This is a genomic window from Burkholderia sp. Se-20378 (assembly GCF_017104665.1).
Classification (GTDB): Bacteria; Pseudomonadota; Gammaproteobacteria; order Burkholderiales; family Burkholderiaceae; genus Burkholderia; species Burkholderia lata.
In genome coordinates, this window is record NZ_JAAGPG010000001.1 from 65,534 (window position 1) to 79,364 (window position 13,831).

General features: G+C 63.1%; 9 protein-coding genes. 3 read left to right on the plus strand and 6 right to left on the minus strand.

The genetic code is table 11. From position 1 onward, the window contains the following. Positions 1–8 precede the first annotated feature (8 nt). The 3 genes from G3N93_RS00275 to G3N93_RS00285 are packed head-to-tail and all read left to right on the plus strand — an operon-like array spanning position 9 to position 5,113. Positions 9–1,715: a DUF1302 domain-containing protein gene (locus tag G3N93_RS00275; protein ID WP_206132009.1), complete on the plus strand. Its 1,707-nt coding sequence runs from the start codon at positions 9–11 to the stop codon at positions 1,713–1,715. Positions 1,716–1,722: 7 nt separating this feature from the next. Continuing rightward, on the plus strand, positions 1,723–4,122 hold the full coding sequence (locus tag G3N93_RS00280; RefSeq protein WP_206132043.1) for an RND family transporter: 2,400 nt from the start codon (positions 1,723–1,725) through the stop codon (positions 4,120–4,122). A 16-nt stretch (positions 4,123–4,138) separates the two neighbouring features. Beyond that, positions 4,139–5,113, plus strand: a complete 975-nt coding sequence (locus tag G3N93_RS00285) for a YCF48-related protein (protein ID WP_206132010.1) — start codon at positions 4,139–4,141, stop codon at positions 5,111–5,113. A 357-nt stretch (positions 5,114–5,470) separates the two neighbouring features. On the opposite strand, the gene G3N93_RS00290 is transcribed toward G3N93_RS00285, so the two are convergent. The 6 genes from G3N93_RS00290 to G3N93_RS00315 form a co-directional block, all read right to left on the minus strand. Continuing rightward, positions 5,471–6,160 carry a response regulator transcription factor gene (locus G3N93_RS00290; RefSeq protein ID WP_174938095.1) on the minus strand — a complete coding sequence of 230 codons (690 nt, stop codon included), beginning with the start codon at positions 6,158–6,160 and terminating at the stop codon, positions 5,471–5,473. Between the two features lie 599 nt (positions 6,161–6,759). Then, positions 6,760–8,379, minus strand: a complete 1,620-nt coding sequence (locus G3N93_RS00295) for a GMC family oxidoreductase (RefSeq protein ID WP_206132011.1) — start codon at positions 8,377–8,379, stop codon at positions 6,760–6,762. 221 nt (positions 8,380–8,600) lie between these two features. Beyond that, positions 8,601–9,551, minus strand: a complete 951-nt coding sequence (locus tag G3N93_RS00300; RefSeq protein WP_206132012.1) for an alpha/beta hydrolase — start codon at positions 9,549–9,551, stop codon at positions 8,601–8,603. A gap of 33 nt (positions 9,552–9,584) precedes the next feature. Continuing rightward, positions 9,585–11,075 (minus strand): NAD(P)/FAD-dependent oxidoreductase, encoded by a 1,491-nt coding sequence (locus G3N93_RS00305; protein WP_174938089.1) that lies wholly within the window; start codon positions 11,073–11,075, stop codon positions 9,585–9,587. Positions 11,076–11,371: 296 nt separating this feature from the next. Then, positions 11,372–12,355, minus strand: a complete 984-nt coding sequence (locus G3N93_RS00310; protein WP_206132013.1) for an alpha/beta hydrolase — start codon at positions 12,353–12,355, stop codon at positions 11,372–11,374. A gap of 12 nt (positions 12,356–12,367) precedes the next feature. Next, positions 12,368–13,831: an NAD(P)/FAD-dependent oxidoreductase gene (locus G3N93_RS00315; protein WP_206132014.1), complete on the minus strand. Its 1,464-nt coding sequence runs from the start codon at positions 13,829–13,831 to the stop codon at positions 12,368–12,370.

The following is a 13,831-nucleotide window of genomic DNA, read 5'->3' on the forward strand; positions in this document are numbered from 1 at the left end:
GAAACAAAATGGCTACCACCTCCTCATTACAGCCCCGATCCAGCGTGGTCTTCGTGCGCGCCGCGATCGCGGCGCTTGTCGCCGTCGGGTGCAGCAGCGCGCACGCCTTCACGTTCACGATCGGGAACGTCGAAGGCAGTTTCGATTCGACGGTATCGGCAGGCGTCGGCATTCGCACTGCCTCGCCAAGCTCGAATCTCGTCTCGCCGACCTACAACCAGGCCACCGGTGCGCAGACCGGTGGCGGTCGACTCGGTCAATTGAGCGGCCTCTCCGATCAGGGCGACATCAACTACGGCAAGGGCGATCCGTTCACGAGCTATCTCAAGGGCAGCCACGAGCTGCTCCTGAAGATGCCGTCGCAGGGGCTCACGTTCATGGCACGTGGCACCTGGCAATACGACTACTCCGGCACCCACACGACAGGTGCAACCAGCGGGCAGAACCTTTTCTATAACCCGCCACCCAGCCTGAACGGCGGGCTCTCGTCCGACGCCGAGAAGAACATCCGCTTCAAGCCGCGCTTGCTCGACCTGTGGGTCAGCAAGCAGTTCAACGTCGGCGACCAGATTGCGCGCATCCGCGTGGGTAACCAGGTCGTCAGCTGGGGCGAAAGCATCTGGGAAGTCGGCGGGGTCAATGCGACGAATGCGATCGACGTGAATCGCGCGTCCCAACCCGGCGCGCAGGTCAAGGAATTCATCCTGCCTGCACCGATACTGAGTGTCGCGTCCGGCGTGGGTCACGGCGTGAACGTCGAAGGGTACATCCAGAGCAACTGGAACCAGAATTACCTTCCCCCGGTTGGCAGCTATTGGTCGAATCAGATCGTCGGGCCCGGCAACAACGCGTATGGCGTCTCGACCGTCCATCCGAAGAACGGCGGGCAGTATGGTTTTTCCATTCGTTACCAGCCGGCGGGAACGGACCTGAATCTCGGTTTCTACACGATCGCGTACCACGACAAGTTCCCGCAAGTCTCGCTGAGTTCGACGGGCGGGACGATCTTCCGGTTTCCGGAAGACCGTCACATGATCGGTGTCAGCGCCAACTTCCCCGTTGGCGACTGGGCAATCGGTACCGAGCTCTCGTACCGTCCGCGAGATGCCGTTCCGCTGAATCCGGCCAGTGGATGCGTCGCGCAAGGCGGGAACTGCTGGGTCGACGAGAAGCGATTCCAGTGGCACCTGACGACCCTCTACTCGCTCCAGCCGGGCAATTCCGGTGCGTTCCTCAAGCTGCTCGGCGCCCAGACCGCCACCCTGACGACCGAGACGGTGATCATTGCGTATCCCGGGCTTCACAAGAGCTACGGCGGGTCGCCGATTTCTCCGGGTGCGCTGCTGTGGGGGAACGAATTCAACGATCTGTTCGCGACCGGCGCACTCAACTCGCCGGGTAGTGCACAGGGCACGAAATACTCGGGCGGGATCGACGTCGATTTCAACTGGGTTTACGACGGCACGGTCATTCCCGGGTGGCAGGTCAATCCGGGGATCTACCTCCGGTACGGCCTCTTCGGCAATACGCCGAACGTGAACGCCCAGTTCATGCGCGGCGTGACGGCGATGAACCTGTATGTGAATTTCATACAGAACCCGGCGAACTGGCAGGTCGCCTTGAACTACACCCGCTTCATGGGCCCGACCAACCCGCTGGCCAACCCGCTACGTGATCGAGACTTCGTGGCAATCGTCGCATCCCGCAATTTCTGAGGTCAATATGAATCAAACGCCTGTTTCCGACGCAGCCCGGCCCAGCAAGCTGCTAAGAATTCTTCATTCGCTGGAAAATACGCTGTTCGGTCACAGGCGTCTCGTGCTGGGGCTTCTGGTTCTGTTCACGGTCGTCATGGCCTGCTTCGCCGTCAAGCTTCGCATGGACGCCGGGTTCGAGAAGCAGCTTCCGCTCGGCCACGAATACACGCAGACGTTCAACGAGTATCGCGGCGACCTGCTCGGCGCCAACCGCTTGATCGTCGTCGTCAAGGCCCGCAAGGGCAGCATCTGGACGCCGGACGCGTTGAAGCGCCTGTATGAGGTCACCCAGGCGGTCACGTTTCTGCCGAACGTGTCTCGCAGCAGTGTTCAATCGCTCTGGACTCCGAATTCATTCGTCAACGAGATCACCGAGGACGGATTCCGGGCCGACCCACTCATTCCCGGCACCGTGACGCCCGATCAGCTCGACAGCAATACGGTCGGCGCCATTTCGCGCTCGACGGCCCAGGGCGGCTTCGTCGGCAGCCTCGTGTCGCGCGACCAGAGCAGCGCAATGGTCACGGCCGACCTCAACGAGCTCGATGCCAAAGGTGAGCGGGTCGACTATGTGGCATTCGATCAGGCGCTCGAAGCGCAATTGCGATCGAAGTTCGAGGATTCGAACTACGAGATCCAGATCATCGGTTTCGCGAAGCAGATTGGCGATATTGCAAACGGCGCATCGTCGGTCCTGAAGTTCTGCGCGATCGCCCTCCTCCTGACCGCGTTGGCCGTCTACTGGTACTGCCGCTCCATTCGCCTGACGATCCTGCCGCTGACCTGTTCGCTCGTCTCGCTCGTCTGGCAGTTCGGCACGCTGCATCTCCTCGGCTACGGGCTCGACCCGTTGGGCGTGCTGGTTCCGTTTCTCGTGTTCGCGATCGGCGTCTCGCACGGCGTCCAGCAGATCAATTTCATCGTTCGCGAGATCTCCCACGGTAAATCCGTGGAGCAAGCCGCGCGATCCAGCTTCAGCGGGCTGCTGATTCCCGGCACGCTCGCCCTGGTGACCGCTTTCGTTTCCTTCGTCACGCTGATCCTGATTCCGATCCCGATGGTTCGCGAGCTCGCGATCACCGCTTCGCTCGGCGTCGCGTACAAGATCGTCACGAACCTGGTGATGCTCCCGCTCGCAGCGTCGATGCTCAAGGTCGACGGCAATTATGCAAAGAATGCGGAGCTGCATGCCGCGCGTCGTGGCCGCGTGCTCCGGGTTCTCGCAAAAGTCGCGGTTCCGCGCAATGCGGCGATCATCCTGCTGGCGGCCGTCGTGGTGTTCTGCGTGGCGGCCTGGGAAAGCCGCGATCGCGTCGTCGGCACGCTGCAGGCAGGCGCGCCCGAGCTTCGCGCCGACGCCCGCTTCAACAAGGATTCGGTGTCCATTGCGTCGAGCTACGACGTCGGCCTGGACTGGATTTCCATCGTCTTCGAAGCGCCTCCCCAGTCTTGCAACAACGTGGAAGTCGGCGCCTACCAGGATCGCTTCGTCTGGTCGATGCGTGCCGTCCCCGGCGTCTTGTCGGTCGTTTCGTTCTCGTCGTTGCTGCGGCAATACAACGAGGGGTACAACGAAGGCAATCCCAAGATGTCGGCGATCCCCATCGACCCCGACAACTATTCATCGCTGGCCGGCGAGGTGGCCCGCACGCCCGGCGTGATGCGCAAGGACTGCAGCATGACCGCGGTGAACATCTATCTGGCCGACCACAAGGCGACCACGATCACCCAGGTGATCAACGCCGCGAAGCATTTCCGCGATACGAACAAGCTGCCGGGCGTGAAGATCCGGCTCGCCTCCGGAAACGCCGGCGTGCTGGCCGCGGTCAACGACGAAATCGAGCGCAGCGAATTGCCGATGATGCTTTACGTCTATACGACCATCGTCCTGCTCGTCCTCGTCACGTACCGTGACCTGCGCGCGGTCCTCGCATGCTGTCTGCCGCTGACGATCGGTACCTTCATCGGCTACTGGTTCATGAAGGAGCTTCAGATCGGCCTGACCGTCGCCACGCTGCCCGTGATGGTGCTGGCGGTGGGTATCGGCGTCGACTACGCGTTCTACATCTACAACCGGCTGCAGTTGCATCTCGCCAACGGCGTCGGCATCGTCAAGGCGCTCGAACAATCGATCCTCGAGATCGGGACGGCCACCATCTTTACGGCCATCACGCTCGCGATCGGCGTCGCCACCTGGTCATTCTCCGAGCTCAAGTTCCAGGCGGACATGGGCAAGCTCCTGGCGTTCATGTTCATCGTCAACATGGTCATGGCCATGACGGTTCTGCCCGCCTTCGCCGTCTGGCTCGAGCGCATCTTCCCGCGCCGCCGGCCCGCGCGCGCCCCCGGCCTGCTCGCCCATTGAAGAAGAAGAGGATTCCATGACCCTGAATCGCAAGGTTCTCTCCCTGTCGGCCAGTATCGTCGTCTTTGGCGCGCTGCTGGGCGGCATGCAAAGCGCGGTATCCGCAGCGGAACTCAAGCCCGTTCCAGCCGTCCAGTCCAGCATCGCGACGCAGTCCCCGGTGCTGGATGCAACGTGGGCAGGCCAGCGGGTAGTGAGTGTCGGTGCGAACGGCGTCATCCTGCTGTCCGACAACCGCGGCGCGACGTACCGTCAGGCCAAGGCCGTGCCCGTGAGCTCGACGCTGACGTCCGTCAGTTTCATCGACGCCCGGACAGGGTGGGCCGTCGGCCACTGGGGCGCGATCCTGAAGACGACCGACGGCGGCGAGACGTGGGAGGTTCAGCGTCTCGCGACGACCGAGGATCGCCCGCTGTTCGGCGTTCACTTCATCGATGCCGACCACGGCGTGGCCGTCGGGCTCTGGTCGCTGATCCTCGTCACCGATGACGGCGGCAAGACCTGGACAAAGAAAGAAGCCGTTCTCCCGAACGGCAAGAAGTCGGACCTGAATCTGTTCGGTCTTTTTTCGAACAGCAACGGCGAGATCTTTGCGACGGCCGAGAAGGGGCAACTCTTCATCTCCAGGGATAAGGGCAACACCTGGGAGAGCGTGGAGACCGGTTACAAGGGGTCGTTCTGGTGCGGCGTGGCGCTGCCCAACGGCGTGCTGCTGGTCGGCGGGCTGCGCGGCACGTTGATGCGAAGCGAGGACAACGGCCATACCTGGTCACGCGCGACGCTCGACACCAAGAATTCCATTACCGCGCTTGCGTCCCGAGGCTCCACGGTATTGGCAGTGGGTGTCGACGGGCTGCAGGCTCAAAGCGCCGATGATGGAAAGACGTTCCAGCGCGTGCACACCCAGACCGGGACGACGTACACCGCGGCGCTCCCGTCGCCTGGCGACAAGTGGCTGATCTTTTCTCGCGACGGGGTCGTCGCGCAGTAACTGTCGGATGTCTGATTCGCGCAGCGGGCCGTGTTCGTGAAACGCGGCTCGCTGTGTCGAAGCCTGCCCGCCCCGGGATGGATGGTGCAGCCATACAGCGAAAACAGCGATCGAGTTCCCCTACCCTGGAGGCCAAGGGTAACGCGATGAAGAAGCGGCATACGGCCGCGCCGCCCGCCCGCATCCCACATGAGGCCCCAGGCCAAGAGATGAGGTCAGTGATCTGCACAACCGCCGCAACGGCTCCGAGCGGACGATCTCCTGGTGGCGCACCACTCTCTGCGGCACGCACGGAACCGCCGCATGCACACTCGACGAACAGCGGATTCGGACCACGAGCAAGCGACGCCCGCCCCGTCAGCCGGATTTCTGCAGGCGATAGCCGACGCCGTGCACACTTTCCAGGATGTCCGACACCCCTTCCGCCATCAGCTTTTTCCGTAGCCGGGTCATGTGGCTGTCGACGGTGCGTGTGGATGCGCTTACGTCGGCCATGCACGCATCGAGCAATTCGATACGCGTAAATGCCCGATTCGGCAGCCTGGCCATATGAGCCAGCAGGCGGAATTCGACGAGGGTCACGGCAACCGGCGTTTCACCGGAGGACGTCCGTACGCACACCCTATAGCTTTCCGTATCGACTTCGAGCGCGCCAACCCGGAGACGACGCTCAGGCGCGAGCGCACCGGAGCGGCGAAGCATCGTGAGCAATCGCGCGACGACCACGTCCGGGTTGAACGGCCTGACGATGTAGTCGTCGGCGCCGGCGTGCAGGGCGCGCAACCGCTCCCCGTCCAGATCACACGCCGACATGACGACGATGGGGGTATCGCTTTGTCGTCGAAGCTTGACCAGCGTTTCCAGGGTATCCGCACGCAGTTCACGGACGTCGAGAATGATCAGATCCGGCTTCAGGTTCAGTTGCGTCGCAAGCATGGCCTGCGAAGCGTTGGTCTGAAAGGTTCGAAACCCGTTGCGAGTCAGGCAGGTATCGAGTGTTGACGACATTTCCGGTGCGTCATCCGCGATGAGTATGAGCGAGTGCATGTTTGAATTTCCGAGTCGTCGCCTTTCGTGCGCGTGAACACCTTCCGGACAGCGTTCGACGCCGGATGGGGTCCAGCTTCACTGACACGAACCGGCACGACTCGACGAGTTGAAAGCGGCGTTCGGCATGACGCATGCCGAAGCCATCGGGATAGAGGCTGGGGAAGAATATTTCCTGCACCCGGACGAGGCCGGACGCCGAGCAAGGTCGATCGGCTGATGGGTTCGTTGGTTCGTAGGTTCGTAGGTTGCGGCGACGCATCGCCGCGAAGCAAGCACCGGTCTTGCTCCGGCGGTTGGCACACACAGGTCGCCACCCGGCATCCGGGCTTCGGGTGGCGACATCACGTTCCTCGTGCTCGCCTTGCTCTTCCAGGAACAAGGATGCTTTTATGATCGGCGGTTGGTTGCGTCACCCGACCTCGCCGCTCAAGCGCTCGACGCCAGAAAGCTCGTGATGCCCCAGCAGCGTCCAGCCTTGCCTCAACCGGCCAGACGTCACTGCATGCGCCATGCTCGCAACGTCCGAGTCCGGTTGAGGCCTTCGTGCCGGCGCAGGTCGGCACGAGAGCGGGCCGGTCAAACCACCATTCCGGTTTTCACGCCGACATCGCAGCCGGGAATCGCGAGATGCTCCGAATCAGATCCGAGGCTTTCTCCCCGATCATGATCGTCGGCGCATTCGTGTTTGCGCCCACCAGCGTCGGCATGATGGAGGCGTCAACCACACGCAGGCCTTCCGTTCCCCGTACGCGCAACTCGGCGTCGACGACGGCGAGCGCGTCGTTCCCCATCCGACACGTTCCTACCGGGTGGTACACGGTGTCGGTCCGCTCGCGCAGCAACGCACGAATGTCGTCATCCGATCGCGACCGGGACGCGAACAGGTCCTCCGTCACGAACTCGGACATGGCCGGCGCCGCCATCAACCGCCGGGTCAGCTTGTAGCCCTCGACCAGGACCTCGAGATCATCCGCATGCTCGAGAAACGCCGGGTCGATCAACGGCGCGTCCAGCGGATCGGCGCTTCGCAGCTTGACCGATCCACGGCTTTTCGGCCTCAGCAAGCACACGTGACAGGAAATGCCATGCCCGAGCTGCACCGTCCTGCCGTGATCGCTGACGGGCCCCACGACAAAGTGCATCTGAACGTCCGGTCGCTCCAGATCGGGACGCGTCTTCAGGAAGGCGCCGCCTTCGGCGAAGTTGGTCGTCATCGTGCCGTCCCGCGACGCCCGGTATTGCCTGATGTCGCGCAACGTCTTGATCCCGCCGCGTACCGATACCCCCAGCGCGTCCAGGCTGTTCGTCTTGTAGCTGACGACGAAGTCCGGGTGATCCTGCAGGTTTTCTCCCACGCCCGGGAGATCGGCGACGACCTTGATCCCGTGACGCTCGAGTTCGTCCTTCGGCCCGACGCCGGACAACATCAGCAACTGAGGCGACTGAAACGCGCCGGCGGAAAGGATCACCTCCTTCTTCGCCCAGATCGTCTCGACATTCCCGCCGCGCGTGACCTCGACGCCAACGGCCCGTTTGCCGTCGAACACGATGCGCCTGACCTGCGCGCCCGTCTCCACCGTCAGGTTGCCGCGCGTCTTCATGTGCGGGAAAAGATAGGCCCGCGCCGCACTCCAGCGCTCGCCATTCTTCTGGGTCACCTGGTAGATGCCGACGCCTTCCTGCTCCGCACCGTTGAAATCGTCCGTGATGGGCAAGCCGCACTGACGTGCGGCGTCCAGCCAACGGCCCTGAAACGGATTGCCGGTCCTCAGGTCGCTGACCCACAGCGGGCCGCCGCGCCCGTGCCATTCATTGCCGAGGCGCTCGTTGTGCTCGCTTCGCTTGAAATAGGGAAAGACGTCGTTCCAGGCCCAGCCTTCGTTGCCGAGCGCGGCCCAATCGTCGTAGTCGGCATGATGGCCACGCGTGTACACCATCGCATTGATCGCCGACGAGCCGCCCAACGCCTTGCCACGCGGCTGGTAGCCGCGTCGCCCCTGCAGCCCCTTTTGAGGCACGGTCTCGAACGCCCAGTTGTTCAGCCGGGACGGGACCATCAGCACCAGGGCGGCCGGCACGTTGATGGGCCATCCATCGCCGGTGCCGCCGGCTTCGAAGAGGCACAGCGTCACATGGGGATCTTCGGTCAAACGCGAAGCCAGCACACTGCCTGCCGAGCCGCCGCCTACAACAAGATAATCGAATGAGTTCTTCACGGTCTGTGTCCTGGATAGATGCCTGAGCGCTTCACAAGCAACTACCTGATGCATCGATTCCGCCACTCGCGTCGCGGCCTCACCGAGCCGTTGCGCAATCGGCTTCATTCCGTCATGCATCAGCACTGCGTGGCCGCACCGGCAACGTTGGAGGTCATCCATCGAACCGCATGCGGCCACGAAATGGCGAAAAGCGAAATCAAGTCGCTACCGCCAACGTTTCAATGGTGCTGCGCGCTGCCGAGTACCTTCCGAAAGCTCGCGATGCCCTTGTCGATCCACGCCTGGGCGCCCGGGGAGATCGCCCCCATGTCGAAGAACCCGTGAATCATGCCGTCGCACCGGATCGTGTCGACCTTGACGCCGCTTGCGTGAAGCAAGCGGCCATAGGCTTCGCCCTCGTCGCGCAGCGGATCGAATTCGGCGGTCAGGATGACGGCAGGCGGCAACCCGGCAAGGTCCTTCGCACGGATCGGCGCCAGTCGCGGATCCTCCCGGTCGGTACCGTCGAGCACGTAATGTCGCTCGAACCAGGCGATCGTCTCGAGGTCGAGAAAGTAGCCTTCGCCGTTTTCCTTGAAGGAAGGAAAGCTGGCGCGATCCTGCGCGACCGCGGGGTAGATCAGGAACTGGGCGGACAGCGAAATGCCGTCGGCGTGCAGTTGCTGGGTCACGACCGCCGCAAGATTGCCGCCGGCGCTGTCACCGGCCACCGCCACGACGTCGCTTCCGCCCAGCTCACCCGCGTTCGCGATCACCCATCGGGTCGCGGCAATCGCGTCGTCCGCCGCGGCCGGATACGGATGCTCCGGAGCCAGCCGGTAATCCACCGAGACGACGACCGCGTTCGCGCCACCCTCCAGCTCCCGGCAAATGTTGTCGTGCGTGTCCAGATCGCCAATGACGAACCCGCCGCCGTGGAGATAGACGACCGTCGGCAGATGACGCTCCTGGGTCGGACGATAGAGCCGCGCCCGCAACGATCCGGCCGCGCCAGGAACGGTCAGGTCTTCCACGCCGTGAATGTCGATCACGGCCTCCGGCGCGCGAACGGCGCGTGCCAGGTGCTGCATCAATCCGCGTGCTTCTTCCGGGGCTGACTGCGGCAGCGGTTTCGCGCCGGACCCGGCAAAGGATTCGAGAAAACCAGCGAGGTGCAAATCGAGTGCCATAACTATCACCTTTAATCGAACGTTGCTCGGAGATCAGCGGTACACGAGGACTTCGGCATCCGGGCTCAATTCCGGAATGGTCTGGCGCTCCTCCTCGTACTCGAAGTGGTGCTGCCACGGCATGCGATCGCCACGCGAGTGCATCTGGTGTTGCGACCGCATCACGTACCCGGCGTTGAAGTTGTTCGGGTCCGTCCACGGCAGCCGCTGCATGTCGGCGTCTTCGGCGCGCAGGCGCGGTTCCACCGTCTTCGCCCCCACCTTGTCCATATGCGCCAGGACGCGGCAGGTGAATTCGCAGACGAGATCGGCGCGCAGCGTCCAGCTCGACCGGTAGTAGCCGTAGATGAACGCCATGTTCGGGATGCCTTCGATCATCATTCCGCGATACGAGACCCGCTTGGTCATGTCGACCGGATCGCCGTCGACGTGAAAGGCGATCTGGCCGAAAGCGCTCATGTCGAAGCCGGTCGCCGTCACGACGATGTCCGCCTGCAGGTGCTCGCCCGACGCCAACGTGATGCCGTTTTCGTCGAACGATTCGATGGTGTCCGTCACGACGGAGGCTTTCCCGTCCCGGATCGCCGTGAAGAGATCGCCCTCGGGCACCGCCGCCACGCGCTGCTGCCACGGGCGATAGCTGGGGTTGAAGTGCTTGTCGACGTCGAACCCTTCCGGCAGCTGTTGCCGGGTCTCGTTGATCAGCCAGTCGCGAACGGCGTCCGGGTTCGCTGCGGACAGGTTGATCAGATCGAACGTCTGCTTCAGGTGCGCACGCCTCAGAATCTCGGAGCGCCACTCTTCGGGCAGGCTCAGCTCGCGAAGCGTCGCGTCCAGCTGATGGGTCCAGGGAACCGCCGTGAAGAACGTCGGCGACCGTTGCAGCATCGTCACATGCGCCGCGGTGCCGGCCATCGCCGGAATCAGCGTCGCGGCCGTCGCGCCCGAGCCGATCACGACCACGCGCTTGCCGGCATAGTCGAGATCTTCCGGCCAGTGCTGCGGGTGAATGACCGTTCCCTTGTAGCGATCGAACCCGTTCCACTTCGGCGTAAAGCCCTGGCGATGGTCGTAGTACCCGGCCCCCAGCCACAGGAAGTCGGTGGTGAGCGAGAAGTGTTCGCCCGTATCGTTGCGCGACACCTCGACCGTCCAGCGCTTCTGCTCGCTCGACCAGCTCACCGTTTGGACACGATGCCCGTAGCGGATCTTCGAGCCGAGGTCATATTCCTTGACGACATCGCCCAGATAGCTTTGGATCTCCTCCGCCGTGGCGATCGAGCGGCCCTGCCACGGGCGGAAGCCGAACGCATACGTGTACAGGTCGCTGTCGGAACGCGCGCCGGGGTAGCGATGGGTCCACCACGTACCGCCCAATCCATCCATGGCTTCCAGGATCGCGAACGAGCGGTCCGGCAGGTTCATGCGGAGATGGCAGGCGGCATCGATCCCCGAGATCCCCGCCCCGATGATTAGTACCTCTACGTGCTCAGGCGAACACGAATCTGCTTGATTCTTAGTCATGAGATCCCTCCGATGACCAGTTATTGAAAATATCCGTAACGCCGCACGACTAGATCACCCGACTTGGTCATGTGACTACGAAGGAAAAAGACGCCTGCACGTGTATGCCAGCGACAACGCTTCAAACCAGCACGAGACAACCCCCTACGCACCCAACCGGTCACTCCGAACATGATCAATTGACCAAGTTCCACGGTTCCCAGTCTATGCAGTCGAGGGATAATTTGAATCAGGAGTTTCCATTACACGATCGGTCGCGAAGGTTGCATGCGTCGGCCCGCGCGACGATCGAAGCGTCACGCGTCGAAGCCGTCCTGTTCGGCAAGCCGTCGAACAAAGGAAGCAGCGCGATCCAGCAGGTATCTCGCCGCCGGGATAGCACGGGCTGCGGTGACGATGCCGTGATGGTGCCCGGGCAGATGGTGATGCTCGACCTTGCTCCCAGCGCGGGCCGCGCATGACGCGTAGGCGATGCCTTCGTCACATAGCGGGTCCAGCCCCACCGTGGCAATGAACATCGGCGGCTGCCGCCGCCCTTCCGCATGCAGCAGCGGGGACAGGCGTGGAAGATCAAACGGCGTGCCGGCCGGCACGTAGTGCTGCCGGAACCAGAGCATCGACTCGGCGACGAGCGGAAATCCGCCCTGAATGCGCTGATATGACGGGCGTGACGCCGTCAGGTCGGTCACGGGATAAAACAGGACCTGCCCGATGATTGCGGGCCCCACCGCCGAGGCCGCATTGGCGATGAGGGTCGCCATATTGCCGCCGGCGCTGTCGCCCGCCAGGATCACCCGGGATGCATTGATGGAGAGCGCGGAAGCGTTCGCCATCAGGTAGTCCAATGCCTGCTCGCAATCTTCGAGCGGGACCGGCCACCGGTGCTCCGGCGATAGCCGGTATTCCACCGAAGCAACGGCACACCCGCCATGCCGTGCGAGATGACGGCAGATGCCGTCATGCGTGTCCACGCTGCCGATCACCCACCCGCCGCCGTGAATGAAGACGACAAGCGGGTTGCCGTCGGCGCCCGCCCCGGCGGGCGCGCGATAGAGCCGTACCCGGATGCTGCCGTTCGCGACGGGAACACCGATGTCTTCGTGGACAACGGCTTCGTCGCCCGTGAGGCCGTTCAATTCGCAGGCACGCACGAAGTTCACGCGCGACTGGTCGACGGAAAAGCTGCCGTAGTGTCGTCCGCCCAGTTCGCGGAACGCCCGGACGGCGTCACGGGCATCGTCGGCCACCTCCGTCAGCGGCAACCAGTGCACTGATGTCATGTGCCTCTCCGCTCAGATCGCCGCGAACACGCTTTGATCCCATTGCGTCGCCGCGCGGTACTCGTCCACCGTGCCCGGCCAGTTGTTGATCACCTTGCCTTGCGCGTTCTTGTACCAGCTCGAGCAGCCCGCCGAAAACGCCGAGCCGGCCATCGCCGATTGCAGCTTGTCGTTGTATTCGTCAAACACGGCCCGGTCGACGCTGACCGCCTTCGCGCCGGCCGAAGCCATGCCGCCGATCGCGTCGATGATGTAGTTCTGCTGGATCTCCAGCATCGACACGATGGAGTTGTGGTTCAGGTTGGTATTCGGCCCGTACAACATGAACATGTTCGGAAAGCCCGGCACGGTCATGCCCAGATAGGCTTCCGGGCCATCTGCCCACGCCTGGGCCAACGTGCGGTCCGTCCCGCGAACCTGCAGGCTGCCCTGGAATGCCTGGCTCTCGAAGCCGGTTCCGAACACGACCACGTCGAACGGGAGCAGACGGCCGTCCCGGGTCACGATGCCCTCATCGACGAACGACTCCACCCCCGCCGTCTCCAGCGCGACGTTGTCGCGCATGAGCGCCGGATAGTAGTCGTCCGATCGCAGAATCCGTTTGCACGCGTATTCATAGTCCGGTGTCAGCTGCTCGCGCAGTGCCGGGTCGGGCACCTGGCGATGAAGGTGTGCCAACGCGAGACTCTTGCCTTCCAGCTGTGCGGTGGAACCCATCCGTGTCCGCTCGAACCCGGACTCGCGGAACGCGTGCAGCGACTTCCTGCTTTCTTCGAACAGATGGGGCTCGCGCTCGTAGGTATCGAGCTGATCCGTCGAGAAGACGATCTGGTTGCGCGGCATGATCCAGTTCGCGCTGCGCTGGAAAACCGTCAGGTGATCGACCTTCGGCGCGATCAGCGGCACATACTGCACGGCGCTGGCGGCGTTGCCGATGCTTGCCACCCGCTTGCCGCTCAAGTCCACGTCGTGCCGCCATTCGGCGGAGTGGAAATACTCGCCGTTGAAATCCGCCAGGCCGCGCACCGCCGGGATCAGCGGACGGTTCAGCTGCCCCCAGGCCGGCACGAAGAATCGGGAGGTCATCCGGGACCCGTCGTCCAGCTCGAACCGCCAGAGGCTTTCACCGGCATCCCATTCGGCACTGCGAATCGCGGTGTCGAATCGCAGGTGCTCTGCCAGGTCGAACCGCGTGGCAAGCGATTTCAAATAGTGCAGCAGCTCATTCCGGCCGGCATACATGGCGCTCACGCGCAAATGCGGATGGAAGCTGTAGCAGTACAGGTGCGATTCGGTATCGCATGCCGCGCCGGGATACGAATTGTCCAGCCAGACGCCACCGAGATCGGGACGCTTCTCCAGCACGACGAAGTCGTCGATGCCCGCGATCTTCATGCGAGCGGCCATGCCGAGGCCTCCGAAGCCTGCACCCAGGATAACGATCTCGTGGTGCTCAATCCTTTCTACATTGTTCAC